Raw genomic sequence first — 26,811 nt, 5'->3', positions numbered from 1 at the left:
TTATATGGCCCGATGAAGTTATCGGCGGGCCAGGCTGTTGACGTGCTGCGCGCGGCGGGCGAACCGACGCGCCTGCGCATCCTCGCGCTCCTGAGCCACGAGGAGCTGGCGGTGCTGGAGCTCTGCCGCGTCCTCGACCAGAGCCAGCCGCGCGTCTCCCGCCACCTGAAGCTGCTCGCGGAAGCCGGTCTCGTCGAGCGGTTTCCCGACGGCGCCTGGGTCTTCTACCGCCTGACGACCGCCGGGCAAGCAGCGGAGCTGGTCGCTGAGACCCTGGCGCGCATCGATCCGGCTGATAATGGCCTGGCGCGCGACGCCGAGCAGCTCAGCCAGGTCCGCGCCGAGCGGGCCGCCGACGCCGCCGAATACTTCGCCCGCAACGCCGCGCGCTGGGACGAGATCCGCTCGCTCTACGTGGCCGAAGCCGATGTCGAACGCTCGATCCTGGACGCCGCCGGGCCGGGCCCGTTCAAGCGGCTGGTCGACCTGGGCACGGGCGCGGGCAGGATGCTGACCCTGCTGGCGCCGCGCGTCGACCAGGCGCTCGGTCTCGACCTTTCCCAGCAGATGCTGAACATCGCCCGCAACCACGTGGCCGAGGCCGGCCTGGCGCGCTGCGAGCTGCGCCACGGCGACATCTTCGGCACCCGGCTGCCGGACGCCAGCGCCGACCTGGTGATCGTCCACCAGGTGCTGCACTACCTCGCCGATCCCGCCGCGGCCGTGCGCGAGGCCGGCCGCATCGTCGCCGAGGCCGGCAAGCTGATCATCGTCGACTTCGCCCCGCACGGGTTGGAGTTCCTGCGCGAGCAGCACCAGCATCGCCGGCTGGGTTTTTCCGACGCCGAGATGAAGCGCTGGCTGGGCGAGGCGGGTTTTCCCGACGTCCGGGCCAGCGCCCTGCCGCCCGCCCAGAAGGAAGGCCTCACCGTGAAGATCTGGACGGCCGAGCGCGGCCGCGACCGTCAAAGGAGCGCCGCATGACCCGGCAAAATTCAGCCCCCGTGAAGTCGGCATTGGGCCCCGTCGCCCGCGCCGGCGAAAGCCACCGGCCGCCGCCCACCGTCTCTTTCGAGTTCTCGCCGCCCAAGACGCCCGAGGCCGAGGAGAACCTGTGGGAGGCGATCCGCCGGCTGGAGCCGCTGAACCCGTCCTTCGTCTCCGTCACCTATGGCGCGGGCGGCTCGACCCGCGACCGCACCCACCGCACCGTGCTGCGCATGCTGCGCGAGACGACGCTGAAGCCCGCCGCCCACCTGACCTGTGTCGACGCCTCGCGCGACGAAGTGGACGAGGTGATCCGCGACTACTGGGAAGCCGGCGTCCGCCACATCGTGTCCCTACGCGGCGACCCGCCGGGCCAGATCGGCGGCCGCTACACGCCGCGCGCCGACGGCTACAACAACGCCACCGAACTCACCACGGCGATCCGGGCTATCGCCCCCTTCGAGGTGAGCGTCGGCCTCTATCCGCACATCCATCCGGAGAGCCCGTCGCTGGAGCACGACATCGATGTGCTGAAGGCCAAGGTGGACGCCGGCGCGACCCGGGCGATCACCCAGTTCTTCTTCGACATCGACGGCTTCCTCCGCTTCATGGACAAGGTCCGCAAGGCCGGCGTCACCATCCCGATCTCGCCGGGGATCATGCCGGTGACCAACTTCAAGGGCCTGAAGAAGATGGCGGGTCCCATCGGCATCCAGGTGCCGGCCTGGCTCGCCAACCTGTTCGAGGGCCTGGACAAGGACCCGGAGACGCGGCGGTTGCTCGCCGGCTCCGTGGCCGCCGAGATGTGCGCCAAGCTCGCCGAGGAAGGCTTCTCGGACTTCCATTTCTACACCCTGAACCGCGCCGACCTGACCTACGCCATCTGCCGGGTGCTTGGCGTGCGCGAACCTGAAGCCCCCAATTCTGAAAACACGGCGGAGGAGGCTGCGGCATGACGAGGCAGCAACGAATCGCGGCGCTGAAGGCCGCGGCCAAGGAACGGGTGCTGGTGCTCGACGGCTCCTGGGGGGTGATGATCCAGAAGCGCGGCCTCGACGAGGCCGACTACCGCGGCGAGCGGTTCAAGGATGCACCGGGCCAGCTGAAAGGGAACAACGACCTTCTGTGCATCACCCGGCCGGAGATCATCGCCGACCTGCACGACCAGTATTTCGCCGCCGGCGCCGACATCAGCGAGACCAACACCTTCTCGGCCACCTCGATCGGCCAGGGGGAGTACGCCCTGGAGTCCGCCGTCCGCGACATTAATCTCGAGGGCGCCCGCATCGGCCGCCGGGTCGCCGACGAATGGACCGCCAAGGAGCCGCACAAGCCGCGCTTTCTGGCCGGCTCCATCGGCCCCCTGCCGGTGATGCTGTCGATGTCCTCGGACGTGAACGACCCCGGCGCGCGCAAGGTCACCTTCGAGCAGGTCTACGAGGCCTATGTCGAGCAGGTGAAGGCGCTGCATGACGGCGGCGTCGACCTGTTCCTGATCGAGACCATCACCGACACCTTGAACTGCAAGGCGGCGATCAAGGCCATCCTCGACCTGCAGGAGCAGGGCTACGAGCCGCTGCCGATCTGGATCTCCGGCACCATCACCGACCGCTCGGGCCGCACCCTGTCGGGCCAGACGGTGGAAGCCTTCTGGAACTCGGTGAAACACGCCAAGCCGTTCGCCATCGGCCTGAACTGCGCGCTTGGGGCCGATCTGATGCGGCCGCATATCGCCGAGCTCGCCCGGATCGCCGACACCCTGGTCTCGGCCTATCCGAACGCCGGCCTGCCGAACGCCATGGGCGAGTATGACGAGGAGCCCCATCAGACCGGCCACCAGCTGCACGAGTGGGCTCAAGCCGGCCTGGTCAACATCCTCGGCGGCTGCTGCGGGACCACGCCGGACCACATCCGCCACGTCGCCGACGAGGTGCGCGGCATGACCCCCCGGCCGATCCCGGAACGCCCCAGGGCCATGCGGCTGGCGGGCCTGGAGCCGTTCGAGTTGGCGTGATCTCTCCGGCCCCGGGCTTTCATCTCCCCCGCGAAGCGGGGGAGGGGGACCGCCCGGGGAACACCGGGTGGTGGAGGGGGCAGGCCGCGCCCGCGGCGCTGATGACCTCGGCCGCCCGGCGGATATGCTGAGCCCGTTGGCTCGGCCCCTCCACCACGCGCTCTTCGGCGCGTGGTCCCCCTCCCGCCGCTTCGCGGGGGAGGAAAACAGGTTCTAGGTTTGAATTGATGCGCCCCATCTTCATCAACGTCGGCGAGCGGACCAACGTCACCGGCTCGGCCAAATTCCGCAAGCTGATCGCCGAGGGGGACTATCCCGAGGCGCTGAGCGTGGCGCGCCAGCAGGTTGACGCCGGCGCCCAGGTGATCGACGTCAACATGGACGAGGGCCTGCTCGACAGCGTGGCCGCCATGCGGACCTACCTCAACCTGATCGCAGCCGAGCCGGACATCGCCCGGGTGCCGGTGATGATCGACAGCTCCAAGTGGGAGGTGATCGAGGCCGGGCTGCAGTGCGTCCAGGGCCGCTCGATCGTCAACTCCATCAGCATGAAGGAGGGCGAGGCCAAGTTCATCGAACAGGCCAGGGCTTGCCTTCGCTATGGCGCCGCCGTGGTGGTGATGGCCTTCGACGAACAGGGCCAGGCCGACACCGCCGATCGCAAGGTCGAGATCTGCACGCGAGCCTACAAGATCCTCACCGAGCAGGTCGGCTTCCCGCCCGAAGACATCATCTTCGACCCCAACATCTTCGCCGTGGCGACGGGGATCGAGGAGCACGACAACTACGCCGTCGACTTCATCGAGGCGACGCGGCGGATCAAGCAGACCCTGCCCTACGCCCGCATCTCCGGCGGCGTCTCCAACGTGTCGTTCAGCTTCCGCGGCAACGAGCCGGTCCGCCGGGCGATCCACTCGGTCTTCCTCTACCACGCCATCGCCGCGGGCATGGACATGGGCATCGTCAACGCCGGCGACCTGCCGGTCTATGACGAGATCCCCGCCGAGCTGCGCGAGGCCGTCGAGGACGTGATCCTCAACCGCAAGCGCGCCGACGGAAAGGTGCCGACCGAGGTGCTGGTCGACCTCGCCCCCAAGTACAAGGGCGGCAAGAGCGAGCAGAAGGGGCCCGACCTGACCTGGCGCGAGGGGCCGGTCGAGGAGCGGCTGAAGCACGCCCTGGTGCGCGGGATCGGCGAGTTCATCGAGGTCGACGTCGAGGAGGCCCGCCTCAAGGCCGAGCGGCCGCTGCACGTCATCGAAGGTCCGCTGATGGCGGGGATGGACGTGGTCGGCGACCTGTTCGGCGCGGGCAAGATGTTCCTGCCCCAGGTGGTCAAGTCCGCGCGGGTGATGAAGCAGGCCGTGGCCTATCTGATGCCCTTCATGGAGGCCGAGAAGGAAGGCAAGCCGCGCGAGGCCGCCGGCAAGATCCTGATGGCCACCGTCAAGGGCGACGTCCACGACATCGGCAAGAACATCGTCGGCGTGGTCCTGCAGTGCAACAACTACGAGGTCATCGATCTCGGCGTCATGGTGCCCGCCGATCGCATCCTCGATGAGGCGGAAAAGCAGAAGGTCGACATCGTCGGCCTCTCCGGCCTGATCACGCCCTCGCTCGACGAGATGGCCTTCGTCGCCGCCGAGATGCAGCGCCGCGGCTTCAAGATCCCGCTGCTGATCGGCGGGGCCACCACCTCGAAGACCCACACTGCGGTGAAGATCGCCCCCAAGTATGAGGGCGCGACCACCTATGTGCTGGACGCCAGCCGCGCGGTCGGGGTGGTCTCCAACCTGCTCTCGCCCACCGAGCGCGACCGCTTCATGGCCGAAACTCTCGTCGACTACGAGAAGGTCCGCGTCCAGTTCGCCCGGGGGCAGGGGAACCGCGCCCGCGCCACCCTGGCCCAGGCGCGCGACAACGCCTTCACGCCGGATTGGTCGACCTACGACCCGCCCAAGCCCAGTTTCCTCGGGACGCGGACCTTCGCGCCCTACGACCTGCCGGAACTGGCCCGGCACATCGACTGGACGCCCTTCTTCGCCAGCTGGGAGCTGGTCGGCCACTTCCCGCAGATCCTGGAAGACGACGTGGTCGGGGAGGCCGCGCGCGACCTCTACGCCGACGCCCAGGTCATGCTGGCGCGGATCATCCAGGAAGGGCTCTTGGAAGCTCGGGGTGTCGTTGGATTCTGGCCGGCGAATTCGGACGGCGACGATGTGGTGCTCTACGCCGACGAGAGCCGGCAGACCGAGATCGGCCGCCTGCACACCCTTCGCCAGCAGATGCTGAAGAGCGGCGACCAGCGCAACGTCGCGCTGGCGGACTTCATCGCCCCCATCGGGACCAAGCCCGACTGGATCGGCGGCTTCGCGGTCACCGCCGGCCATGGCGAGCTGGAGTTGGCCCAGAAATTCCGCGACGCCGGGGACGACTATTCGGCGATCTTGTCGACGGCGCTCGCCGACCGCCTGGCCGAGGCCTTCGCCGAGGCCCTGCACCGGCGTGTGCGCACCGAGCTCTGGGGCTATGCGCCGGACGAGGCCTTCGACATCGACCTGATGATCTCCGAGCAGTACCGCGGCATCCGCCCGGCGCCCGGCTATCCGGCCCAGCCCGACCATACTGAGAAGTCCACCCTTTTCCGCCTGCTCGACGCCACCCAGGCCACCGGCCTGGAGCTCACCGAGAGCCTGGCCATGACCCCGCCGGCGGCGGTCTCCGGCCTCTACTTCGCCCATCCCGAAGCCCACTACTTCGGCGTCGGGCGGATCGAGCGTGACCAGGTCGAGGACTACGCCCGTCGCAAGGGCTGGGAGCTGGCGACCGCCGAGCGCTGGCTGGGACCGATCCTCAACTACGACCCGGCCTAGAATGGCGCACGAGCCCATGCCGCCCGGACCGCTCAGACCGGCCCGATGGCGGGGTCTGGGCTGGCGTGAACGGCCTCGATCTGACAGCGGATCTCGCAGCGGACGCCTTCGGGCGCGAAGCTGACGTCGACCTCGCCGTGCAGCTCCTGCGCGAGGCTGCGCTGCAGGAGCCGGGCGCCGAAGCCCGATCGGCTAGGCGCCGTCACCGGCGGGCCTCCCGTCTCGCGCCAGGAGAGGGTCAGCTCCTCGCCCGAGACCTTCCAGCGAATGGAGGCCGAGCCCTCCGGAACGGAGAGCGCGCCGTACTTGGCGGCGTTGGTGGCGAGCTCGTGCAGCGCCAGGCTGAGCGCCAGGGCGCGCGGTGCCGAGAGCCAGACGGGCGGGCCGGAGCGACTGATCTGCGGCCGCTGGACGGTCTCGAACGGCGCCATGGTGGTGGCCACGACATCCGACAGCCGCGCGCCGTGCCAGCTTTCCGCCGTCAACAGGTCATGGGCGGCGGCCAGCGCCACCAGGCGCGACTCGAATGAATCGCGAGCGCTCACCAGGTCCGGCGCTGACCGCAGGGTCTGGGCCGCGATGGACTGCACCGTGGCCAGGGTGTTCTTCACCCGATGGTTCAGCTCGTTGATCAGCATCCGCTGCCGCTTCTCGGTGGCCCGGCGCTCAGTCACGTCGTCGACCACGCCCACCACCCGCCTTATCTGCCCGTCCGGCCCGGCGATTCTGTCGGTCATGGCGGTGATGGTGCGGGTAGATCCGTCCGGCAGATGGATGCGGTACTCGTATTCCCGCCGCGTCTGACGAGCCGCGTCGAAGGCGTCCGTCTCGGCCGCGACACGGCGCATGTCCTGGACATCCATGCGCTGGACGACCTCCTCCACCCGACGGCCTTCGCCCGGCTCGAAACCGAAGATCTCGCGCGCCCGGTCGTCGAGGGTCGCCGCGCCGGTCTCCAGGTCCCATTCGAAGGCGCCCAGGCGTGCGATGGCGATTGCTGCGCTCAGCCGCCGTTCGCTCTCCTCGGCGGCGGCCTGGGCGCGCACCTGTTCGGTGACCTCGAAGCCCTCGAGAAACAGGCCGATGACACGGCCCTCATCGTCGGTGACGGGCTCCAGCACAAGGTCCACAAGGTGCTCCTCCACCCGTCCTCCAGGTTTGGGGATCGCGATGGGCTCTGCACGCCCGGAGTAGCGCTCGCCGCTCTCATAGACCTGCACGATCACCTCGGGCGCGCCGAGGGCGGCGATCTCGGCGAAGGCCTCCATGTAAGGCTTGCCCGTGGCGTCGTGGACGGCGAACAGCTGTTTGTGAGCCTCGTTCACGAAGTCGACGATGAAGTCCGGCCCGCTGAGCAGGCAGATGAAGCCCGGCGCCTGCTCGAACATCCGCCGCTGGCGCTCGATCTCGATGGCGGCCTTGCGCTCGGCAAGCACGCGCTCGGTCGTCTCGACGGAGGTGATCAGCACGCCGGCGGGCTCGCCGCGGTCGTCCAGCACCGGCCAGCAATCGACATTGAACCAGGCCTGTTCGGCCTCGTCCCTGCGGCGGACCGTGATTTCCCGGTCGCGTAACGACTGGGTGCGGCCCGCAAGGCCGGCCGCCAGGATCTGATCCCCCAGCGCCCTCTGCTCCGGCCAGGCCTCGCGCATCTTCGCTCCGAGCACCTCCGGATGTCGCCGCCCGATCACGCCGGCGTAGGCGTCGTTGTAGATCATGACGCCCTCCGGGCCCCACAGCAGATGCATGGGGACCCGCGCATGCAACATGATCGCCGTCACGGTCTTCAGGCTGTCCGGCCAGGCGTCGAGCGGGCCGAGCGAGGTCGCGGCCCAGTCATGTTGGGCGATCAGCGCGCCCAGGGCGCCGCCGTCGCGCAGGAAGGCCGGCTCGTCGTGATCGTCAGGCTCGGCCATGTCTCTCGACACCGCGGTGAGAAAACAAGCGCACTACTCGCATCCAACCTCGAGAATCTCGCAGGCGTCCGCTGCGTCGACCTGTTCCGCCGGGCAGCGGATCTCGCAGCGGACGCCTTCGGGCGCGAAGCAGACCTCGACCTGGCCGTGCAGCTCCTGGGCGAGGCTGCGCTGCAGCAGCCGGGTGCCGAAGCCCGATCGGCAAGGCGCCGTCACCGGCGGTCCTCCCGTCTCGCGCCAGGAGAGGGTCAGCTCCTCGCCCGAGACCGTCCAGCGAATGGAGGCCGAGCCTTCCGGAACGGAGAGCGCGCCGTACTTGGCGGCGTTGGTGGCGAGCTCGTGCAGCGCCAGGCTGAGCGCCAGGGCGCGCGGGGCCGAGAGCCAGACGGGCGGGCCGGAGCGACTGATCTGCGGCCGCTGGACGGTCTCGAACGGCGCCATGGTGGTGGCCACGACATCCGACAGCCGCGCGCCGTGCCAGCTTTCCGCCGTCAACAGGTCATGGGCGGCGGCCAGCGCCACCAGGCGCGACTCGAATGAATCGCGGGCGCTCACCAGGTCCGGCGCTGACCGCAGGGTCTGGGCCGCGATGGACTGCACCGTGGCCAGGGTGTTCTTCACCCGATGGTTCAGCTCGTTGAGCAGCATCCGTTGCCGCTTCTCGGCGGCCCGGCGCTCCGTGACGTCATCAAAGACGCCGACCGCGCGAGTATTCGGCCCGTGCGGCCCTGGCAGCAGGTCGCTGATGCTGACGACGGTGCGGTTCGAACCATCCGGCAGCCGAATGCGGTATTCCAACTTTCGCCGCTTCTGTCCGGCCGCCTCGAAGTTGGCTGCGCTGGCCTGGGCGCTATCCAGGTCGCGGGGATCGATCCGACGCTGCACGTCGTCGACCGTGACGCTCTCGTCCGGCGCGAAGCCGAAGATTTCCCGGGCCCTGGCGTCGAGCGTCGCCTCGCGGGAGACGCGATCCCAGACGAAGACGCCGAGTCGGGCGATGGCTTTCGCTGCGCTGAGCCGTTGTTCGCTCTCAATGGCCGCCGCCTGGGCGCGCACCTGTTGAGTGACGTCGAAACCCTCGACGAAGATGCCGGTGACCGCGCCGTCATCGCCGATCACCGGTTCGAGCACGAAGTCGAGAAAGAGCTCCTCCGCGAGCCCGCCTGGGCTCCGTCTCACCCGGATCGGCTGGGCCCGCCCGATATAGCGTTTCCCCGTCGCAAAGGTGTGGTCGAGGAGATTGCGGAGGTTCTCATCGGGGAGATCCGCGAAGACCTGGTCATGCGGCCTGCCTATGGCGTCGCGCTCGCCGAACAGCAGCTTGTGGGCCTCGTTGCGAAACTGGAAGACGTGGTCCGGGCCGCTCAACAGGCAGATGAAGCCCGGGGCCTGTTGAAACATGAGCTGTTGCCGTTGGGCGTGGGCGGCGGCCTTGCGCTCGGCGAGCACCCGTTGGGTGGTGTCGACGACGATGCCCAGGACTCCGGCGGGCCGGCCGCTTTCGTCCGGCACGGGAGAGTAGTCGAGGTCGAACCACAGCCGTTCCGGCTTGCCCGAACGGCGAAGCGTCACGCCTTGGTTGCGATATTCTAGGGTCGCGCCTCCCAGCACGGGCTTCATGATCCGATCTTCGAAGTCGGCGAATTCCTTCCAGCCCTCGCGCACCCTGGTGCCGAGCAGCTGTGGGTGACGGGCTCCGGCGATCACGGCGTAGGCGTCGTTGTAGATGAGGACGCCCTCTTCACCCCAGCGCAGCAACATTGGGATGGGTGAGCGCAGTACGAGGCCGGCGGCGGTCTTCAGGCTAGGTGGCCAAGATTTCATCGGGCCGAGCGAAGTTGACGCCCAATCATATTGGGCGATGAGCGCCCCCATGGCGCCGCCGCCGCGCAGGAAGGTCGTCTCGTCTACGTGGGTCTCCAGCTTCGCCATTTGAACCGACACGGTGATCAGAAAGGAACACACCATCCGTGCGTGAAGACAACCAATCAGCGCGAGCACTGGGCCTCACGCGCTCGCGCTCCGAGGTTGTGCCGGCGGGTTCGCTGGCTCGGCTGGTGGGCGACGCGCCGGCGGCGCAAAACCTCTTGCGGCCCCTCCTCAACGACGAGCCGGCCTAGGCACTTTCCGGTCCGCTCGGGCCCAGACCCTGCAGCATCGCCGGCTCGGCCGAGGTGGAGAGCGGTTCGAGCTGAAACTGGATCGTGCAGCGCACCCCGTCTGGCGCGAAGGTGAAGGCGACCTCTCCGTCGAGTTCGTGCGCCAGGCTGCGCTGCAGCAGTCGTGAGCCAAAGCCGAAGCGCTCCGGCGCCTTCACCGGCGGGCCGCCCTGTTCGACCCAGAAGAGGGTGAGCTGGTCGTCCGCCGAAAGCCTCCAGAGGATGGTCACATGCCCTTCGAGCCCGGACAGCGCGCCGTACTTCACCGCATTGGTGGCGAGTTCGTGCAGCGCCATGCTCAGCGCCAGCGCGCGTCGGGCGGTGAGCCAGACGGGCGGGCCCGAGCGGCTGATCTGCGGCTGTTGCGCCGTTTCGAACGGCGCCATGGCCCTGGCGACCACATCCGTCAGGCGCGCGCCATGCCAGCTCTCCGTCGTCAGCAGGTCGTGCGCCCCGGCGAGCGCGATCAGCCGCGCTTCGAACGCCTCGCGCGCGCGGGCGAGGTCCGGCGCGGAGTGCAGCGTCTGAGCCGCGATCGACTGGACCGTGGCGAGGGTGTTCTTCACCCGGTGGTTTAGCTCATTGATCAAGAGCCGCTGACGCTTCTCCGCCCGACGCCGCTCGGTGACGTCGTCGAAAACGCCGGCGATGCGCTGGACCTGACCGGTCGGTCCGAGCACGGTGTCGCTGATGGCGGCGATGTCGCGAACGGAGCCGTCCGGCAGGTGGATGCGGTACTCGAATTCGCGCCGGGTTTGCCCGCACGCCACCGCGTCTCTCGATTCCGCCCGTACGCGCACGCGATCCTCAGGGTCGATCCGCTTGACCACCTCGGAGACCCTGAGAGTCTCCTCCGGGCCAAATCCGTAGATCTCGCGCGCCCGTGCGTCGAGGGTCGCCGCGTCGGTCTCGAGGTTCCATTCGAAAGCCCCCAGCCGCGCGATCGACACCGCTGCGCTCAGCCGGCGTTCGTTCTCCGCCGCCGCCTCCTGGGCTCGGACCTGCGGGGTGACGTCGAACCCCTCGACGTAGAGGCCGGTCACCACGCCGGCGTGGTCCCTCGCCGGCGCGACGATGATGTCCAGGAAGTGCTCCTCGATCCGTCCGTCGGGCCTGGGCACGCGCACCAGATCGGCGCGTGCGATGTAGGTCTCCCCGGTCGCGTAGGCCTTGAAGAGGATTTCCGGATCGCCTTCCTGGACGATGTCGCGGAACGCCTCGACATAGGGGCGGCCTTCCGGGCGCCGATCCCCGAACAGGCGCCTGTGGGCCTCGTTGACGTACTCGACGATCAGGGTGGGTCCGGTCATCAGGCAGATGAAGGCCGGCGCCTGTTCAAACACCTGCCGCAGCCGGGCGATTTCCTGCTTTGCGGCCCGCTCCGCCAGCACCCGTTCGGTGGTTTCGGTCGTGATGCTCAGCACGCCGAGCGGACGGCCGTCTTCGTCCGGCACGGGCGAGCAGTCGACGTTCACCCAGATCTGTTCCGGTCGCCCGGTTCGGTAGACCGTCAGCTCGAGGTCGCGAAAGCGCAGCCGCTCGCCGCATCGGGCCGCCTCGATCGCCTGGTCGCTAAGGGCCGCGGTTTCCGGCCAGCATTCGCTCGCCTTTCCGCCCAAGGTCTTCGGGTGCCGCTTTCCGATCAGTTGCGCATAGGCGTCATTGTAGATTGTGACGCCGTCCTTGCCGACCAGGATCGCCATCGGCAGCGACGAGTTCAGGATCATCGCCGTCGCGGTCTTCAGGCTCGGTGGCCACGCTCTCAGTGGACCTAGCGTAGTCGAGCCCCAGTCATGCTGCGCAATAAGCATCCCCATCGGGGAGCTGCCGCCCAGCAAGGCAGATTCTTCTGTGTGAGACTCGGGCGTTACCATTCGGACCGGCAAAATATGTGCGAATGAAGCACATTATCGGTGCGCGAAGACAACCAATCTGCGCGAGCACCGTCGCTTCAGCAGGTCGCAACCCGAAATTGCGAGTAAGCTGAGCAAGGTTCTGTCGGTCGTGGGCGCGGCCGGCGCGCTAGGTTTGGCGGTAACCGGCCAGCCACATGGGCAATGTTGCGGCCAGCGCGCCGGCGGCGTTCGCCATAGCATCGCCCGGCTGGGCCGCGCCGACGATGGCCGGGTGCGCTTGGACCAGCTCGACGGCAGCGCCTAGACCCGCGACCACGATGGCCGGGGTCCACAGCTTGACCCGGGGGCAGGCGACAAGCGTCAGGCTGACAATCAAGTAGGCGACGATCATGTGCTCGACCCGGTCGCCGCCGAGCACCAGGGCCGCCCAGCGCTGAAGGGGGTCCGCCAGTCGAAGCAGGGCGTAGAGCGCCACCAGGATAAGGGCGGTAAGGGCGAGAAGGCGGGGTCTGTTCATGCCTGATCGCATCGTGCTCTAGGCGCCCTTGCCGCGGGCCAGGGCGCGCGGATCGGCCTTTTCGGCGGGCGCCAGGCGCATGACCTCGGTCTGGTACTTCTCGTCCTCGCCGGCGGCGAGCAGGGGGGCCGCGTCGGCGCAGGCCTCCAGCAGCGGCTCGACCCACTTCATCTCGACCTTGTGGAAGTCGGAAAGCACGTGGCCCATCACCCGCTCCTTGTCGCCGGGATGGCCAGTGCCCAGCCGGGCGCGGCGGAAGTCGGGGCCGATCTTGGCGGCGATAGAGCGGATGCCGTTGTTGCCCGCCGCGCCGCCGCCGGTCTTCATCCTGAAGCGCCCGGGCGCCAGGTCGATCTCGTCGTAGAAGACCACCAGGTCCGCCGGCGTCAGCTTGAAGAACTTCAGCGCCTCGCCGACCGCCCGACCGCTCTCATTATAGAAGGTCTGCGGTTTCAGGATCAGCGCGCGCACGGGCCCTGAGGGCGTGTCGATCGAGCCCTCGCTGGCGAGGCTGTGAAAACGAGAACGCGCCGGTGAGAAGCCCCACCGGCGCGCAATCTGGTCAACGGCCATGAAGCCGATGTTATGGCGGTTCTTCGAATACCCCTGGCCGGGGTTGCCGAGGCCCGCGAGAAGCAGCATCCGCGGATGCGGCGTGGCTTTAGGCCGCGCCGCCCTCAGCTTCCGCCGCCGCTTCTTCCGCCATCTGCGCCGAGGCGCCGGTGACGGTGGCCACCACGACCGAGGCGTCGAGCACGGGCTGGGCCGAACCCGGCAGCTTCAGATCGCCGATGCGGATCGAATCGCCGATGTCCAGGCCGGTGAGGTCGTGGACGATGTCTTCCGGGATCTCGTCGGCCGGAACCGACAGGGCGATCTCGTGCAGCGCAATGTTGAGCGTGCCGCCGCGCTTCAGGCCGGGGCTGTCTTCCTGGTTCTGGAAGTGCACCGGGACGGCGATCTTGACGGTCTGGTGCGCGTCGACCCGGAAAAGGTCGAAGTGCCACGGCTCGTCGGTGACCGGGTGCATGTCCACGGCCTTGGCGATGACCTGCTGGGTCTCGGAGCCGTGCTTCAGGGTCACCAGGTGGCCCTGCAGCTTGCCGGTGAACAGCGCCTTGCGGAACTCGTTGGCGCGCACGGTGATCGCGACCGGATCCTTGTCGCCGCCATACAGGACGCCGGGAACCAGGCCCGCGCGACGGGCGGCGCGGGCGCCGCCAGTGCCAGTGCGCTCACGCACTTCAACATTCAGAACGATATCGGCCATGGCCTTGCCTCAAAACGAAGTCGCCGCGCAAGGAAAGCGCGGCGACGCAGATCCGCGACCCCAGGGGCCGAAAGGTGCGCGTAGATACACAATAGCCCCGGCCGGCGCAACGGGCCGGGCGGTGTTTTGCGTCGAAACCGTTAAGCGCCAAAATCGCTCAGCGCTTGACGCGGCGGGGCGGCGGCCGCTTGGCCGAGGTCCGGGCGGGCCTGGCGGCGGCCGCTTCTGCGGCCCGCGCCTTGGCGGCTTCGATGATCGGGTCGGGCGGCACGGCCACGCCGGCGCCCTTCATCAGGCAGGCCCCGGTGTCCTCCATGACATGCTGGCCCAGGCAGAAGACGTCCTCGTAGTAGGGCTTGGACACCGCCAGGCACTGGTAGAGGTTCAGCTTGGACATGTTCAGGCAGGTGGCCGACGCCGGGTCGGTCATCAGCGGCGCCACATGGTCCAGGTGGGCGTCGTCGGCGTAGCCCAGGGCGGCCAGGGCGGCCACCGCCAGGCTGCGGATCACCATCGGGCTATAGGGCGGCGGAACGGCGGTCCCGGTCAGCGCCAGGGACTGTGCGCCGACGCTGGCCTGCTGCAGCCGGGCCGTCTCCTCCACTTCGCCGAGACCAGGGGTCATGGAGAGCTGCTTGGCCTGCAGGAGGCGCGCGTCGCGGCCGGCGACCTCGCCCTTCGACCAGGCCGAATGCTGCACGTCATAGGCGGCCTGCTTCACCTGCCGGCCCTGGTCGAGCACCTTGCGGCCGTTGTCGCCGAGGGCGGCGATCACCAGGCCGGCGGCGCTCGCCGACCCGGAGATGCCGACCACGTAGGCCGGGTCCCGCATGATGTGATAGGCGATCGTCTGGCGCTGGGTCGCGTCGCCGACATAGGCGCGAACGCCCGTCACGAAGGTGGAATCCTGCAGGGCCGCCACCGCGCCATAGGCGATGGCGCCGCGCAGCAGCTGGTCGGGCTGATAGGCCGCGCCTGTGCGCACGGCGTCGGACACCTGCTGGCCGTTGGCGAAGGCCGGCGAGATCGCCGAGGCGCGGCCGACGTAGGCGCGATAGGCGCTCGCCTGTTCGATCACCTTGGACGAGAGGCTGACCGAAGGCGGCGGAGCGGGCGCCGGCGGCGGCGGCGGCTGGGCGCAGCTGGCGAGCAGGGCAGCAGCCGTCAACGCAGCCAACGTCACGCTCCGACGGGCCGAGAAAGCTAGGTACATATGAGGGCGATCCCCCTGACGATCGTTTTGCCGAAAATACACGGGCGGCCGGCCAGAATGTGTCCGCACGTGATCAACTCTCGATGAGCGAATTGGAACCAATCGCTCGACCGAGCCCCGAACAGGCGACGGCGAGATGACCGGAAGGAGGCTAGTCGAAGAGTTTGGAGACGGACTCTTCGTTGGCGATGCGGCGGATGGCCTCGCCGATCAGCGGGGCGCAGCTGACCGCGCGGATCTTCTTCGAAGCGGCGATCGGCTCGGGCTGCTCGATGGAGTCGGTGATCACCAGCTCCTTCAGCACCGAGTTCTTCACGCGCTCGCAGGCGGCGCCCGACAGCACGCCGTGGGTCACGTAGGCCGAGACCTCGGCCGCGCCGGCGTCGACCAGCGACTGGGCGGCGCTGCACAGGGTGCCCGCCGAATCGACGATGTCGTCGAACATGATCAGCCGGCGGCCGGAGACGTCGCCGATGATGTTGGCCACTTCGCTCTTGCCGGGACCCGACCGGCGCTTGTCGACGATGGCCAGGTCGGCGTTCAGGCGGCTGGCGACGGCCAGCGCGCGAACCACCCCGCCGACGTCCGGCGAGACGATCAGCAGCTCGTGGGGCTTGTCGTAGTGGGCCTTGATGTCCGCGGCCATCAACGGGGCTGCGTGCAGGTTGTCGGTCGGGATGTCGAAGAAGCCCTGGATCTGGCCGGAGTGCAGATCCATCGTCAGCACCCGGTCGGCGCCGGCGCGGGTGATCAGGTTAGCGACCAGCTTGGCGGAGATCGGCGTGCGTCCGCCGGTCTTCCGGTCCTGCCGGGCGTAGCCGAAATAGGGCATCACCGCCGTGATCCGCTTGGCCGAGGCGCGCTTCAGCGCGTCGATGCAGATCAGCAGCTCCATCAGATTGTCGTTGGTCGGGTAGCTGGTGGACTGCAGGACGAAGACGTCCTCGCCGCGGACGTTCTCGTCGATCGTCACCCAGACCTCGTTGTCGGGGAACCGCTTCACCTGGGCCCGCGTCAGCGGCACGTCCAGGTGGGTCGAGACGGCCTGCGCCAGCGTTCGGTTGGAGTTGCCGGCCAGCAGCTTCATCGGACCCCGTCACCCCTCATTTTCGGCTTCGCGGGCGCCTTGTAGCAGCGGCGGCGAGCGAGTCTATCCCTCAGCGGCGGAACCTTCGCATGTCGTGACTTAAAGGCGCAGGCGCATTTGCGGACGGGCGGTTGTGGGTGAGTTGGACCACAACGAGAGGGCGTCGTCCCCTGCCGCGCGTCTGCGTTGAAGCTCCTGGATGCTCGTCGCCCTAGGCCGCGACGTCGGTGGTCGCAGGGCTTGGCGCCCGCGCGGCGCGTGAGATGGCCGTCGCACAAACCTCCATGAGAGCGTCGCGCAGTTCCGACACGTGATAGGGCTTCTGCAAGGCTGGAAACGCCCGGTAGCCCTCCTGCAGCCTGTTCGAGGCGTAGCCGGTCGAAAAGACGAAGGGCACGTCGTGGGCGATCAGGGCGTCGGCGACCGGATAGCTCATCTGCCCGCTGAGATTGACGTCGAGCACGGCGGCCTCGAGGGGCTGCATCTTGATCATCGACAGGGCCTCGTCGACGCTGGCCGCGGGCCCGACGACCAGACAGCCGAGATCGTCGAGCATGTCCTGAAGCATCATCGCCACCATCATCTCGTCCTCGACCACCAGGATGCGGCGTCCGCGAAGGGGGTCACGCATGGCGCGCCACCGCCTGAGGCTTGGAGACCGGCATGACGATCGTGCAGACCAGGCCGCCCGCCGCATAGTCCACGTTGACCGCGCCGCGCAGCTCCTGCGCCAGGCCGCTGTCCAACAGACGTGAGCCGAAGCCTTTGCGGGTCGGCGGGGTCACCGGCGGCCCGCCGTGTTCCCGCCATTGCAGCCGCATCCGCTCGCCGTCTGGCGTCGCCACCATCCCCCAGGCGACGTGAACCTGTCCGTCGCCGTCAGTTGAGAGCGCGCCATGGCTCGTCGCATTGGTCGCCATTTCGTGAAGGGCCAGGGCCAGGGTGAGGGCGGCCTTCGGCGCCAGGCGAACATCAGGACCTTCCATTGAGATGCGGCAGGGCTGATGGCCGTTTCTGGCCTGATCACCATTCGAGGTGATGGGCCGTAAAATCGCCTCCAGGACGTCGCGCAGAGGCACCGCCTCCCAGTTTTCGCGTCCCAGCAGGCCGTGAGCCTTGGACAGCGCCAGGACGCGGCGTTCGAGGGTGTCGATCACGTCCTTTTCGGCGTGCCCGCGCAGGGTCTGCAGCACCACGGACTGCACGGTGGCGAGGGTGTTCTGCGTGCGATGATTCAGCTCGTCGAGGAGGAACCGCAGTCGCTCCTCCTCACGCTCATGCTTGGAAAGATCCACCAGCGAAATGAAATGCTGCACGACCTCGCCAGTCTTGTCGCGCACGGGGCTGATGACCATGGCGGCGCGGAACACCCCGCCACCCTTGTGGCGATAGTGCGCCTCCCTGTCGTCCTCGGCGTTGTCCGCGAACGCGCCTTCGACCTGGATAAGACCTCGGGGATCGCCGCCTCGCGCCGCCAGGAAGTCCAGACGCTGTCCCAACATCTCCTCCCGGCTGTAGCCGGTCAGGGCGATGACGCTGTCGTTGACGAAGACGATCGGATGCCCCGGCGCCTTGGCGTCGGTGAAGATCATGGGCATTCGCGTGGTCTCGGCCGCCACGACGAACGGACCGAGGTCCCTTCGAAAGCCCTCGACCGCGGCTTCGGCCCGCTTCTGACCTGGGGATTTCTGGACGACTCTTGGCACGCCATGAAACCATCGAGTTGGAATGCGGCGAACGCCCGCCGCCGGGAACGACAGCGCCCCGAACGGACGTTGGCATGATGTAACGCCTCGCCCCAGGGTTGGTTCACCCGCTCTGGCAATTCTGGGTAGTGGGTCCGCTGTCAGCCTTCCAGCATGATCGCCGAGAGGAGCCGCCCATAGTCCGGCTCGGCCTGCTTGAACGCCCGGCGGTTGGAGAAGAACAGCTCGGGCTCCGCGCAGGTGTCGCGGCCGATCCATTCGCAGCGCTCGACCGCGGCGGCCCGCAGCCGCCCGAGCACGAAGGCCGGCAGGTCGAACATCCGCTTGTCATCCGAGCCGCCTGCACGGAAGAAGGCCGCATAGGCCGGGTCTGCGGCCGCGAACCGCTCCAGGAACTCCAGGCCGACCTCGTAGGAGTCAGGGCCGATGCACGGGCCCACCGCGGCCCGCAGGCGTTCACGCCGGGCGCCAAGACCCTCCATCCGCTTGATCGCGGCCTCCAGCACCCCGGTCAGGGCGCCCTTCCAGCCGGCGTGGGCGGCGGCGACCACCCGCGCCTCCGGGTCGACGAACAGCACCGGCGCGCAGTCGGCGGCGAGCGCTCCGCAAACCACGCCGGGCGTGGCGCTCACCACGGCGTCGGCCTGGGGCGCGCCGTCCGGCCAGGGACCTCCGGCGACGACCGCATCGGCGGAATGGATCTGGTAGGCGGTCAGGATGGCCTCGGCCCCCAAGTGCGCCGCCGCGCGCCGGCGGTTCTCGTTCACGGCGTCGGGGTCGTCGCGCGAGCCCAGGCCGGCGTTGAGGCCGGCGTAGATTCCCTCGGAGACGCCGCCCTGGCGGGTGAAGAAGGCGTGGCGCACGCCGGCGACGTCCAGCAGCGGCGAGGTCAACACGGGAAGGTCGCTCATGCGTCGCAGCCCTCGAAGGCGGGCGGCGTCCAGCCCGGCGAATGAATGCAGGCGGCCTTGAAGAGCTCGCCCATCTCCTCGGCTCCGACCAGCCGGTACAGCTGGCGCCCCAGCGTCGCCGAGCGGTCCGGCCGGGCGCGCAGCAGGGTCTCCGCCCGTGCGCCGATCCCCAGGTTCGCCAGGAAGGCCGCCTGGGTCAGGATCGCGGTCTCGGCGCCTTGCGCCCGGGCGGCCGCGAGCACGGCGGGGAAGTCGGCGTGGACGGTCAGGTCGGCCGCGCCCGGATCGTCGAGCGGATCCACCTTCTTGTGCCGTCGCAGCGCCTGGAGGGTGTCGCCGAAGCCCGGCTCGGCGCGGCCGTAGTCGATCAGCAAAGCCGCCCCGCCGTCGGCGCCCACCCGCCGGCCCAGCGCCGCGCCCAGCGACGCCTGAGCCGCCGACTGTTCGAACACCGCGCCGCGCGGCGCGTCGGGAAGCAGGCTCGCCGCAGGCGTCGCCGCCAGGCCGAAGGCCAGGCGGCCGTCATTGTCGAGACCGATCACCTGCTCGGCCCAGCCGGTCGCCGTGCGCACGAACTGTCGCGCGGGCAGGCAGTCGAGCAGTTCGTTGGCGACCAGCAGCAGCGGCGCGCCGCCCGGAACCTCGTCGAGGCTCGCGGCCCAGCGCACGGCGCCGCCCAGCCGCTCGACCTGCCAGGCCTTGAGCGGTTCGGAGACCTCGACCAGCCAGATGTCGGCGGCGCGCTGGAAGTCGGGGTTCAGGCGCACGGCGCGCAGCAGGTCGCTCATCAGCGAGCCGTCGCCCGGGCCCATCTCGACCAGGCGGAACGGGACTGGCCGGCCGAGGGTCTCCCAGGCGGCGACGGCCCAGACGCCGATCAGTTCGCCGAACATCTGGCTGACCAGGGGCGCGGTGATGAAGTCGCCGCCCGCCCCCAGCGCCGGGCGCGTGGCGTAGTAGCCGTCCTCGGGATCGTGCAGGCAGGCGGTCATGTACTGGGCGACGCTGATCGGGCCGGTCTCGGCGATCAGGGCCGTCAGGCGGTCAAGCAGGCTCATCGGCCTTCCGGGCGCTTTTGACCGAGGGCGGGGTCGCGTCGGCCGGCAGCGGTGCGTTCAGCCCCCGCCAGACCAGCAGGGCGCCGGCGATCACCATCGGCGCAGACAGCATCATCCCCATGGTCAGGCCGAGCGGAAAGTGCGGCATGTAGGCGTCCGGCTCGCGGACGTTCTCCAGGCTGATGCGCACCACGCCGTAGCCGGCGATGAACAGGCCCATGATCACGCCGCGGCGGTTGGTCCATCTCCTGGCCCAGACGGCCCAGGAGAGCAGGGCGAAGAGGGCCAGGCCCTCCAGGGCGGCTTCGTAGAGCTGGCTCGGATGGCGGGGCAGGGGCCCCGCGCCCGGGAAGACGATCCCCCAGGGAACGGCGGTCGGGCGGCCCCAGAGCTCGCCGTTGATGAAGTTGGCGATCCGTCCGAAGAACAGGCCGATCGGCGTCGCCGCCGCGACCACGTCGCCCAGCCGGAGCGCGTCGAGCTTGTTGCGCCAGGCGAAGAGGATGATCGCGAGCAGGACGCCGAGCGCCCCGCCGTGGAAGCTCATGCCCCCGTGCCAGACCTTCAGGATCTCCACCGGGTCGCGCCAGATCAGCTCCGGCGTATAGAAGAGGGTGTGACCAATCCGCCCACCGACGATGACGCCCAGGGTGATCCAGAGGATCAGATCGTCCAGCTGCAGGGTGGTCACCGGCGGCGGCTGGCGGGTCCAGAGCGAGGTCTTGCGCAATATCGTCACGGCGTAGCGCCAGCCGAGCAGGATCCCCGCTACATAGGCTAAAGCATACCAACGGATCGCGAATGGCCCGATATGGATCAGGACAGGATCAAAGTCCGGAAAAGGCACGGGCGCGAGGCTCCAGCGTTGTGCGAGCGAGGGGTTTAGACGAGAAGGCCTTCGCTTTCACCCCCTGCGCCCCATATATGAAGCGGAAGGCGCCATTCTTGCAGGCGCTTATGAGTAAGATGCAGACCCAGAATCCCTTCCTCGACGAGATGGCCAAGCTGACCTCGGCCGCCATGGGCCTGGCCCAGGCGGCGGGCGAAGAGGCGAAAGCCGCGCTCCGCTCCCAGGCTGACCGTGTCGCCGCCGAGTTCGACCTAGTGCGTCGCGAGGATTTCGATGCGCTGCGGGCCGAACTGGCCGCGCTGAGAGCCGAAGTTGCGGCGCTTCGCGCGCAACTGGCGCCTGAGTCAGATGCATCCGTGGCAGGTACGCCCTGAACATCCACAGAAACACGTTCGGACAGCCAAGCTCGTCACAGTTGCGAGTGAACCTCTCTGCGCGAACAAGCTTACTTTCAGTATCGCAGGCGATTCGGGGGCGGCGCCCCGCTCCCCGCCCACTGCGAAAGGACCGCGGGTCTCATGGACACCACCCAGTCTGACGAAAACGTCCTCCTCGCCAACGATCCTCTCGATGTCGTCGAGCACGTGCTCGCGGCGGAGAACCTCCCGTTCGATCGCACCGAAGATGGCGACCTGGCCTTCACCCTCGCGGGTGACTGGAAGGACTACGAGCTGTGGTTCGCCTGGCGCCCCGAAGGGGACTGCCTGCAGCTCTGTCTTTCCATGGACCTCGTCGCCACCAAGGAGCAGCGCGGCGACGCCCACGAGTTGATCGCCATGATCAACCCGCGCGTCTGGCTGGGCCATTACGAGCTCTGGGAAGACGGCGAGATCATCTTCCGTCACGGCATGGCGCTGATGACCGGCGAGCAGCCGAGCCTGGCGCAGGCCGCGGCCATGATCGATGTGGCGGTGGAAGCGGCCGACCGCTTCTTCCCCGCCTACGACTTCCTGGTCCGCGGCGCCAAGTCGCCGCAGGACGCCGTCGCCGCCTGCATGTTCGAGACCGTCGGCGAGGCCTGAGCGCCGAACGCCCCCTCCGTCTCGCTTCGCGAGCCACCTCCCCCGCTGCGCGGTGGAGGATCTGGGCCGAAGATGCTCCACCGCGCAGCGGGGGAGCTGTCGCGGAGCGACTGAGGGGGCGTTTTCGGCCTCTGCGCCCGAAGGAGCGGCGGCGTTTGTATCCGGCGACTTAGGTCGTTAGTTTCCGCCGCCATGATCACTCCCATTCTAATGCTGGGCGCCGGCCGCATGGGCGGGGCGATGCTCGCCGGTTGGCGCAAGGCCGCCGCCTTCGAGGCGACCGACCTGATGATCCGCGACCCCTATCCAAGCCCGCCGGCGCTCGCCGCCGGCCTGGACGGTGCGATCCTCAACCCGCCGGAGGCCGAGCTGGCGCGCGCCCGCACCGTCGTGCTGGCGGTGAAGCCGCAGCTTTGGCGCGAGGCCGCGGCCGAGGTGGCGCCCTGGCTCGCCGCCGACGCGGTCATCGTCTCGATCGCCGCCGGCGTCCGCGCCGGCGACATCGGCAAGGAATTCGGCGGCCGTTGCGTCGCCCGCGTCATGCCGACCACCGCCGCCGCCATCGGTCAGGGCACGGCCAGCCTGTTCGCCGACGATCCCGCGGCGCTCGCCCGGGCGCACGCCCTGTTCGAGCCGCTGGGCGCGGTGGTCGACCTGGCGGACGAGGCGCTGATGCACGCCGCCACCGCGGTCTCTGGCTCGGCCCCGGCCTATCTCTACGCCTTCATCGAGGCGCTCGAGGGCGCCGGGGCCGCGGCCGGCCTGTCGCCCAAGGACGCCAGCCGCCTCGCGCGCTCGACGCTGACCGGCGCCGCGGCCCTGCTGGCCGAAAGCGGCGAAGATCCGGCGGAGCTCCGCCGCCAGGTGACCTCGCCGGGCGGCACCACCCAGGCCGCGCTCGACGTGCTGCTCGGCGCAAGCGGGCTCGGCCCGCTGCTGCGCGAGGCGGTGGTCGCCGCGGTCCGGCGGTCGAAGGAACTGGGCGCCTAAGCGTCTCGCCGAGGCCGGCGTCGCGTCAGATGCCGCCGCCTCCCTCGTGGAAGACGTCGTTGCGGATCTTGGCCTGGGTGATCCGGCTGCCGGGCGGGACGCTGTGCGTCAGCCAGACGCTGCCGGCGATGATCGACCCGCGCCCGATCGTGATCCGCCCCAGGATCGAGGCGCCGGCGTAGACGATCACGTCGTCTTCGAGGATCGGATGGCGCAGATAGCTCTTCGCCAACGCGCCGCTCTCGTCGACTTCGAAACGCCGCGCCCCGAGCGTGACGCCCTGGTAGAGCCGGACGCCGCGGCCGATCACCGCCGTCTCGCCGATGACCACGCCCGTGCCGTGATCGATGAAGAAGCTTTCGCCGATTGCGGCGCCGGGATGGATGTCGATGCCGGTGAGGGAGTGGGCGATTTCGGAGATGATCCGCGCCAGCATCGGCGCGCCCAGCTCGTAGAGCTCATGCGCCAGGCGGTGGCGAATGATCGCCGTGACCCCCGGATAGCAGCACATCACCTCGTCCAGGCTGGTGGCTGCCGGGTCGCCCTCGTAGGCGGCCCGAATGTCACTCTCCAGCTGCCGGCGGATCGCCGGCAGCGCATCGGCGAAGGCGCTGGCGATCTCGTGGGAGCGGTCGGCGGGATCGCCCCCGTCGCCGGCCTCAAGGGACCCGAGCTCCAGCTCGAGGCGCACTTCGCGCTGCAGCGTCTGCAGGGCGCTGGCGAGGGCGAAGGTGACGAAGGCGTCCACGCTGTCCCCGCTGAGGCCCGACGGGCCGAAGTGGCGCGGGAACAGGGCCGCGATTAGCCTGTCGACGGCCTCCGTCATCGCCAGACGCGACGGCAGGGCGGGCAAGGGCCCGGCGCCGTAGCGCGCCTGGTGGGATTGGGCGCGCAGGACGTGCAGCTCCGAGGCGATGCGGCCGAGCCCTGGAAACGTCGGCGCCGAGCGCCCCTGACTGAACGGCTTCGTCATGCGCGCCCCCGTCCGCCGCCGCGGGACCCTGCGATCTGGCGCAGGGCGCTGATCAGGCAGTCGACCTCTTCGTTGGTGTTGTAGAGCGCCAGTGACGCCCGCACCGTGCCCTCGACGCCGAACCGCCGCAGGATCGGCTGGGCGCAGTGATGCCCGGCCCGCACGGCGATGCCGTACTGGTCCAACGCCGTTCCGACCTCTTCCGGCGCGAAGCCGTCGAGCTGGAAGGACAGGACGCTGACCTTGTCCGGCGCCGTGCCGAACAGCCTCAGGCCGGGGATGGTCCGCAGGCCTGCCGTGGCGTAGGCGAGCAGGCCGTGTTCGTGACGGGCGATGTTCTCCAGGCCGATACGCTCGAGATATTCCAGCGCCGCGGCCAGTCCTGCGGCGTCGGCGAGGTTGCCGGTGCCGGCCTCGAACCGCGCCGGCGCCGGCTGGTAGGCGGTCTTCTCGAAGGTGACGTCGGCGATCATGTTGCCGCCGCCCTGCCAGGGCTGGGTGGCGTTCAGGATCTCGCGCTTGGCGTAGAGCACGCCGATGCCGGTCGGCGCGAAGACCTTGTGGCCGGAGAAGACCAGGAAGTCGGCGTCCAGGGCCTGGACGTCGATCCGGGCGTGGGCGATCGACTGGGCCGCGTCGATCAGCACCCGCGCGCCCGCCGCATGCGCTCGCGCGATGATCGCCTCGATCGGGACCACCGTGCCCAGGGCGTTCGAAACGTGAGTCACGGCGACGATCTTGGTGCGGTCGTTGAGCAGTCGTTCGTATTCGCCCAGCAGGATCTGGCCGTCGTCGTCGACCGGGATCACCCGCAGCCGCGCGCCGGTCTCCGCGACGAGCTGCTGCCAGGGGACGATGTTCGCGTGGTGCTCCAGGTGCGAGACGATGATCTCGTCGCCGGCGCCGATGTTCTGCCGGCCCCAGGCCTGGGCCGCCAGATTGATGGCTTCCGTGGCGCCGCGGACGAAGACGATCTCTTCGGTGGAGCCGGCCCCGATGAACCGCGCCACCGTCTTGCGGGCGTTCTCATAGGCGTCGGTGGCGCGCGCGGCCAGGGTGTGGGCCGCGCGGTGCACGTTGGAGTTCTCGTGGGCGTAGAAGTGCGCCAGCCGGTCGATCACAGCCTGGGGCTTCTGGGTGGTCGCTCCATTGTCGAACCAGATCAGCGGCCGGCCGTGGACCTTTTCCGACAGGATCGGGAAGTCGCGTCGCACCGCCTGGACGTCGAAGGCCGGATAGCCGCTGGCTCCCAGCATGGGGGCGGTCTCGAACTCAGGCTCGGCGCCGGCGAGGCCGGCGGCCGGCGGCGGCGCGCTGAAAGGCTGGTCGATCGTCCCCAGCCGGCGCGCCAGATCCGCAGCGCCCGGCAGCTGATCGCTGCGGGCGAGCAGCGGATCGCTCTGAGCCGGGAGATCAGTCGCCGGGAGATCGGCCGGGGTCCGGCCCCGCGCCGCTTCGGCGATCACATAGAGCTCGCCGCCCGGCGCAGCGCCGCTGAGGCCTGGCCTGGACACGTCGAGCGGCGGCAGGCCGGCGCCGGGGACTTCGCCCCCGGCGTAGGGCGCAGCGTCGCTCGGCTGCGGCGGGCTCGTCGGCGAGGCGCCGAAGCCTCCGATCGACGGCGCGAGCGCCAGCGGTCCGAGATCGAGCGTCTGCCGCGCCGCCGCGGCCGCGCCGGGACCCAGCGCGGGCGTCGGGGCCTGGCTGAACACCCCGTCCTGTCCCGGCAGGGCGCTGAACAGGGCGTTGGCCCAGCGGCCGATCTCGGCCGGGTCGGGCAGGCCGGCGGGGCCGCCGCCAGGGCCAGGGCTAGCCGACGTAGGTGTGCTGATAGTCATGGTGCTTATCGATTTCCACGCCTTCCAGCACGGCGAGCGCATCCTCGGTCAGGACCGCGAGCGAGCAGTAGAGCGAGATCAGGTAGGACGAGATCGCGTTCCGGCTGATGCCCATGAAGCGGACCGACAGACCGGGGCTCTGTTCGCCAACCAGGCCGGGCTGGAAGAGGCCGACGACGCCCTGCCGCTTCTCGCCGGTGCGGATCAGCAGGATCTTGGTCTTGCCCTCTTCGATCGGCACCTTGTCCGAGGGAATCAGCGGCACGCCGCGCCAGGTGATGAAGGGCGAGCCGAAGAGGTTGACGGTCGGCGGCGGGACGCCGCGGCGCGTGCATTCCCGGCCGAAGGCGGCGATCGCCAGCGGGTGCGCCAGGAAGAAGCCGGGCTCCTTCCAGACCTTGGTGATCAGCGCGTCCAGGTCGTCCGGGGTGGGCGGACCCAGGCGCGTGGTGATCGTCTGCGAGGGATGGACGTTGGCGAGCAGGCCGTAGTCGCTGCTGTTGATCAGCTCGCTTTCCTGCCGCTCCTTGATGATCTCGATGGTCAGCCGCAGCTGCTCTTTGATCTGGTCGTGCGGGCGGCTGTAGAGGTCGGAGACGCGGGTGTGGATGTCGAGCGTCGTGGTCACCGCGTTCAGGAAGTACTCGCGCGCGGGGTCCTCGTAGTCGACGAAGGTCTCGGGCAGCAGCGACTCGTCCCGGGCCGTGCAGGCGACCGAGATGGCGCTGGCGTTCTTGACCTTGTTCAGCCGGTAGATGCCGGCTTCGACCGGAACCCATTGCAGCAGGTGGACCAGCCAGCGCGGGGTGATCGCGGCGAGCTGCGGCACGGTCTTGGTGGCGTTGGCGAGCTGCCGGGCGGCGTTGTCGCCGAGGGCGTGCCGGGCCTCGGGGGTGGCGACCATCAGTTGTCTCTCCTGGAATCGGTACGATTTGGTCTGGATGGGCTAGCGGATGGTCCGCGGCCTGCGGCCCCGGTCGCCCTTGCAACGCGACGTGTGCATCTAAACCCCTGTAATCCGACCGTGGTGGTAGGGATATGGGGCGCGTGGCTTTCGGCCAAGGTAGTTTTTCTGGCGCCGTCCAGACTTTTGCAGGTGTGCCCTGTGCGGAGCCTAGCTCGCCCGCGTCCAGGTCTGGCTCTGGCAGAACACCAGCACGCAGCCGTCGACCCGGAGCGCGCCGTCCGGCGCCAGCCGCATCTTCGAGGTGTAGGTCTTGCCCGATTTCGGGTCGTAGATCTTGCCGCCCTCCCAGCGCCCGGGGCCGGCTGGGCGGAAGTCCCGGATGATCGTCAGCCCCAGGATCGGGCGGCGGCGCAGCGCCGGATCGGGATTGCGCTTGTCGCGCCTGGGCTGGCCGCTGCCGTCGTCCTCGAGCGGAGCTTTCAGCCAGACGATCTCGCCGCAGAGCCGGTCGGCGCCCTCCTGGCATGGCGCGACGCGAACCCTGGCGTCCTTGTCCTGCACCAGCCAGACCCCCTCGGCCGATCCCGTCCTCACCGGATCGGCGGCCAGGGCCGGGCCGGCCGCCAGACTCAACAGGACGGCGGCCAGGGTCAGACGGCGCATG

24 protein-coding genes are annotated in these 26,811 nt (G+C 69.2%); 7 read left to right on the top strand and 17 right to left on the bottom strand.

The window, feature by feature from the left end; all coding sequences use genetic code 11:
- Positions 1-12: 12 nt before the first annotated feature.
- From ACSQ2B_RS13000 to metH, 4 genes are all read left to right on the top strand, one after another.
- Positions 13-984: an ArsR/SmtB family transcription factor gene (locus tag ACSQ2B_RS13000; RefSeq protein WP_436050382.1), complete on the top strand. Its 972-nt coding sequence runs from the start codon at positions 13-15 to the stop codon at positions 982-984.
- Entirely contained in the window at positions 981-1,943 is a 963-nt protein-coding gene (gene metF, locus ACSQ2B_RS12995; RefSeq protein ID WP_436050380.1) for a methylenetetrahydrofolate reductase [NAD(P)H], read from the top strand. Before ACSQ2B_RS13000 ends, metF begins: the two co-directional genes overlap by 4 nt.
- On the top strand, positions 1,940-3,001 hold the full coding sequence (locus ACSQ2B_RS12990; protein WP_436050378.1) for a homocysteine S-methyltransferase family protein: 1,062 nt from the start codon (positions 1,940-1,942) through the stop codon (positions 2,999-3,001). Before metF ends, ACSQ2B_RS12990 begins: the two co-directional genes overlap by 4 nt.
- Positions 3,002-3,228: 227 nt before the next feature.
- Entirely contained in the window at positions 3,229-5,874 is a 2,646-nt protein-coding gene (gene metH / locus ACSQ2B_RS12985; RefSeq protein ID WP_436050377.1) for a methionine synthase, read from the top strand.
- Positions 5,875-5,906: 32 nt separating this feature from the next.
- On the opposite strand, the gene ACSQ2B_RS12980 is transcribed toward metH, so the two are convergent.
- The 13 genes from ACSQ2B_RS12980 to lgt all read right to left on the bottom strand — a co-directional run bounded on the left by ACSQ2B_RS12980 (position 5,907) and on the right by lgt (position 20,414).
- The gene (locus ACSQ2B_RS12980) at positions 5,907-7,790 is read right to left on the bottom strand and encodes an HWE histidine kinase domain-containing protein (protein WP_436050376.1); all 1,884 of its coding nucleotides are present in this window, start codon (positions 7,788-7,790) and stop codon (positions 5,907-5,909) included.
- 33 nt (positions 7,791-7,823) lie between these two features.
- Positions 7,824-9,722, bottom strand: a complete 1,899-nt coding sequence (locus ACSQ2B_RS12975) for a PAS domain-containing sensor histidine kinase (protein WP_436050374.1) — start codon at positions 9,720-9,722, stop codon at positions 7,824-7,826.
- Between the two features lie 184 nt (positions 9,723-9,906).
- The gene (locus tag ACSQ2B_RS12970; RefSeq protein WP_436050373.1) at positions 9,907-11,676 is read right to left on the bottom strand and encodes an HWE histidine kinase domain-containing protein; all 1,770 of its coding nucleotides are present in this window, start codon (positions 11,674-11,676) and stop codon (positions 9,907-9,909) included.
- Between the two features lie 295 nt (positions 11,677-11,971).
- Positions 11,972-12,322, bottom strand: coding sequence for a hypothetical protein (locus ACSQ2B_RS12965; RefSeq protein WP_436050372.1), 351 nt, complete (start codon positions 12,320-12,322; stop codon positions 11,972-11,974).
- A gap of 18 nt (positions 12,323-12,340) precedes the next feature.
- Positions 12,341-12,964 (bottom strand): aminoacyl-tRNA hydrolase, encoded by a 624-nt coding sequence (gene pth / locus ACSQ2B_RS12960; protein WP_436050371.1) that lies wholly within the window; start codon positions 12,962-12,964, stop codon positions 12,341-12,343.
- Between the two features lie 19 nt (positions 12,965-12,983).
- A complete protein-coding gene (locus ACSQ2B_RS12955; protein WP_436050370.1) occupies positions 12,984-13,592 on the bottom strand; it encodes a 50S ribosomal protein L25/general stress protein Ctc in 609 nt (202 codons plus the stop codon).
- A gap of 157 nt (positions 13,593-13,749) precedes the next feature.
- The gene (locus ACSQ2B_RS12950) at positions 13,750-14,775 is read right to left on the bottom strand and encodes a hypothetical protein (protein WP_436050368.1); all 1,026 of its coding nucleotides are present in this window, start codon (positions 14,773-14,775) and stop codon (positions 13,750-13,752) included.
- A gap of 181 nt (positions 14,776-14,956) precedes the next feature.
- Positions 14,957-15,892 (bottom strand): ribose-phosphate pyrophosphokinase, encoded by a 936-nt coding sequence (locus ACSQ2B_RS12945; RefSeq protein WP_436050366.1) that lies wholly within the window; start codon positions 15,890-15,892, stop codon positions 14,957-14,959.
- A gap of 211 nt (positions 15,893-16,103) precedes the next feature.
- Positions 16,104-16,523, bottom strand: coding sequence for a response regulator (locus ACSQ2B_RS12940; RefSeq protein ID WP_436050364.1), 420 nt, complete (start codon positions 16,521-16,523; stop codon positions 16,104-16,106).
- Entirely contained in the window at positions 16,516-17,598 is a 1,083-nt protein-coding gene (locus tag ACSQ2B_RS12935) for an HWE histidine kinase domain-containing protein (RefSeq protein WP_436050362.1), read from the bottom strand. Before ACSQ2B_RS12935 ends, ACSQ2B_RS12940 begins: the two co-directional genes overlap by 8 nt.
- A 140-nt stretch (positions 17,599-17,738) precedes the next feature.
- Positions 17,739-18,509 carry a peptidoglycan editing factor PgeF gene (pgeF, locus tag ACSQ2B_RS12930; protein WP_436050361.1) on the bottom strand — a complete coding sequence of 257 codons (771 nt, stop codon included), beginning with the start codon at positions 18,507-18,509 and terminating at the stop codon, positions 17,739-17,741.
- Positions 18,506-19,567, bottom strand: coding sequence for a class I SAM-dependent methyltransferase (locus tag ACSQ2B_RS12925; RefSeq protein WP_436050359.1), 1,062 nt, complete (start codon positions 19,565-19,567; stop codon positions 18,506-18,508). Before ACSQ2B_RS12925 ends, pgeF begins: the two co-directional genes overlap by 4 nt.
- Positions 19,554-20,414 (bottom strand): prolipoprotein diacylglyceryl transferase, encoded by an 861-nt coding sequence (gene lgt / locus ACSQ2B_RS12920; RefSeq protein WP_436050358.1) that lies wholly within the window; start codon positions 20,412-20,414, stop codon positions 19,554-19,556. The genes ACSQ2B_RS12925 and lgt overlap by 14 nt, the downstream gene beginning before the upstream one ends.
- A 119-nt stretch (positions 20,415-20,533) precedes the next feature.
- Here lgt and ACSQ2B_RS12915 point away from each other — a divergent pair, with 119 nt between their 5' ends.
- The 3 genes from ACSQ2B_RS12915 to proC all read left to right on the top strand — a co-directional run bounded on the left by ACSQ2B_RS12915 (position 20,534) and on the right by proC (position 22,429).
- Positions 20,534-20,791 (top strand): accessory factor UbiK family protein, encoded by a 258-nt coding sequence (locus tag ACSQ2B_RS12915; protein ID WP_436051026.1) that lies wholly within the window; start codon positions 20,534-20,536, stop codon positions 20,789-20,791.
- A gap of 144 nt (positions 20,792-20,935) precedes the next feature.
- Positions 20,936-21,439, top strand: a complete 504-nt coding sequence (locus ACSQ2B_RS12910) for a YbjN domain-containing protein (protein WP_436050356.1) — start codon at positions 20,936-20,938, stop codon at positions 21,437-21,439.
- 195 nt (positions 21,440-21,634) lie between these two features.
- Complete coding sequence (proC, locus tag ACSQ2B_RS12905) at positions 21,635-22,429, top strand: pyrroline-5-carboxylate reductase (protein WP_436051025.1); 795 nt, start codon at positions 21,635-21,637, stop codon at positions 22,427-22,429.
- A gap of 25 nt (positions 22,430-22,454) precedes the next feature.
- Here the strand turns inward: proC and epsC are convergent, their stop codons facing one another.
- The 4 genes from epsC to ACSQ2B_RS12885 all read right to left on the bottom strand — a co-directional run bounded on the left by epsC (position 22,455) and on the right by ACSQ2B_RS12885 (position 26,810).
- Complete coding sequence (gene epsC, locus ACSQ2B_RS12900; protein ID WP_436050355.1) at positions 22,455-23,402, bottom strand: serine O-acetyltransferase EpsC; 948 nt, start codon at positions 23,400-23,402, stop codon at positions 22,455-22,457.
- Positions 23,399-25,240, bottom strand: a complete 1,842-nt coding sequence (locus tag ACSQ2B_RS12895) for a family 2A encapsulin nanocompartment cargo protein cysteine desulfurase (RefSeq protein WP_436050354.1) — start codon at positions 25,238-25,240, stop codon at positions 23,399-23,401. The genes epsC and ACSQ2B_RS12895 overlap by 4 nt, the downstream gene beginning before the upstream one ends.
- Positions 25,212-26,144, bottom strand: a complete 933-nt coding sequence (locus ACSQ2B_RS12890) for a family 2A encapsulin nanocompartment shell protein (RefSeq protein WP_436050352.1) — start codon at positions 26,142-26,144, stop codon at positions 25,212-25,214. Before ACSQ2B_RS12890 ends, ACSQ2B_RS12895 begins: the two co-directional genes overlap by 29 nt.
- 210 nt (positions 26,145-26,354) lie before the next feature.
- A complete protein-coding gene (locus ACSQ2B_RS12885) occupies positions 26,355-26,810 on the bottom strand; it encodes a DUF2147 domain-containing protein (protein ID WP_436050350.1) in 456 nt (151 codons plus the stop codon).
- Position 26,811 lies beyond the last annotated feature (1 nt).

Origin of the sequence: Phenylobacterium sp. LjRoot225 (assembly GCF_964252855.1) — a bacterium.
Lineage (GTDB): Bacteria > Pseudomonadota > Alphaproteobacteria > Caulobacterales > Caulobacteraceae > Phenylobacterium.
Note: the sequence above shows the minus strand (reverse complement) of the source record. Positions and strands in the feature narration are given on the sequence as shown.

What these genes read in the sequence shown, in the direction of transcription:
- ACSQ2B_RS12970 (WP_436050373.1), bottom strand. Translation starts at nt 11,676, where the DNA reads ATGATCCTGAACTCGTCGCTGCCGATGGCGATCCTGGTCGGCAAGGAC.
- metH (WP_436050377.1), top strand. Translation starts at nt 3,229, where the DNA reads ATGCGCCCCATCTTCATCAACGTCGGCGAGCGGACCAACGTCACCGGC.
- epsC (WP_436050355.1), bottom strand. Translation starts at nt 23,402, where the DNA reads ATGACGAAGCCGTTCAGTCAGGGGCGCTCGGCGCCGACGTTTCCAGGG.
- ACSQ2B_RS12910 (WP_436050356.1), top strand. Translation starts at nt 20,936, where the DNA reads ATGGACACCACCCAGTCTGACGAAAACGTCCTCCTCGCCAACGATCCT.
- ACSQ2B_RS12955 (WP_436050370.1), bottom strand. Translation starts at nt 13,592, where the DNA reads ATGGCCGATATCGTTCTGAATGTTGAAGTGCGTGAGCGCACTGGCACT.
- pth (WP_436050371.1), bottom strand. Translation starts at nt 12,964, where the DNA reads ATGCTGCTTCTCGCGGGCCTCGGCAACCCCGGCCAGGGGTATTCGAAG.
- ACSQ2B_RS12965 (WP_436050372.1), bottom strand. Translation starts at nt 12,322, where the DNA reads ATGAACAGACCCCGCCTTCTCGCCCTTACCGCCCTTATCCTGGTGGCG.
- ACSQ2B_RS12925 (WP_436050359.1), bottom strand. Translation starts at nt 19,567, where the DNA reads ATGAGCCTGCTTGACCGCCTGACGGCCCTGATCGCCGAGACCGGCCCG.
- ACSQ2B_RS12945 (WP_436050366.1), bottom strand. Translation starts at nt 15,892, where the DNA reads ATGAAGCTGCTGGCCGGCAACTCCAACCGAACGCTGGCGCAGGCCGTC.
- ACSQ2B_RS12890 (WP_436050352.1), bottom strand. Translation starts at nt 26,144, where the DNA reads ATGGTCGCCACCCCCGAGGCCCGGCACGCCCTCGGCGACAACGCCGCC.
- metF (WP_436050380.1), top strand. Translation starts at nt 981, where the DNA reads ATGACCCGGCAAAATTCAGCCCCCGTGAAGTCGGCATTGGGCCCCGTC.
- ACSQ2B_RS12980 (WP_436050376.1), bottom strand. Translation starts at nt 7,790, where the DNA reads ATGGCCGAGCCTGACGATCACGACGAGCCGGCCTTCCTGCGCGACGGC.
- ACSQ2B_RS12915 (WP_436051026.1), top strand. Translation starts at nt 20,534, where the DNA reads ATGCAGACCCAGAATCCCTTCCTCGACGAGATGGCCAAGCTGACCTCG.
- ACSQ2B_RS13000 (WP_436050382.1), top strand. Translation starts at nt 13, where the DNA reads ATGAAGTTATCGGCGGGCCAGGCTGTTGACGTGCTGCGCGCGGCGGGC.
- ACSQ2B_RS12975 (WP_436050374.1), bottom strand. Translation starts at nt 9,722, where the DNA reads ATGGCGAAGCTGGAGACCCACGTAGACGAGACGACCTTCCTGCGCGGC.
- ACSQ2B_RS12940 (WP_436050364.1), bottom strand. Translation starts at nt 16,523, where the DNA reads ATGCGTGACCCCCTTCGCGGACGCCGCATCCTGGTGGTCGAGGACGAG.
- ACSQ2B_RS12885 (WP_436050350.1), bottom strand. Translation starts at nt 26,810, where the DNA reads ATGCGCCGTCTGACCCTGGCCGCCGTCCTGTTGAGTCTGGCGGCCGGC.
- pgeF (WP_436050361.1), bottom strand. Translation starts at nt 18,509, where the DNA reads ATGAGCGACCTTCCCGTGTTGACCTCGCCGCTGCTGGACGTCGCCGGC.
- ACSQ2B_RS12895 (WP_436050354.1), bottom strand. Translation starts at nt 25,240, where the DNA reads ATGACTATCAGCACACCTACGTCGGCTAGCCCTGGCCCTGGCGGCGGC.
- ACSQ2B_RS12990 (WP_436050378.1), top strand. Translation starts at nt 1,940, where the DNA reads ATGACGAGGCAGCAACGAATCGCGGCGCTGAAGGCCGCGGCCAAGGAA.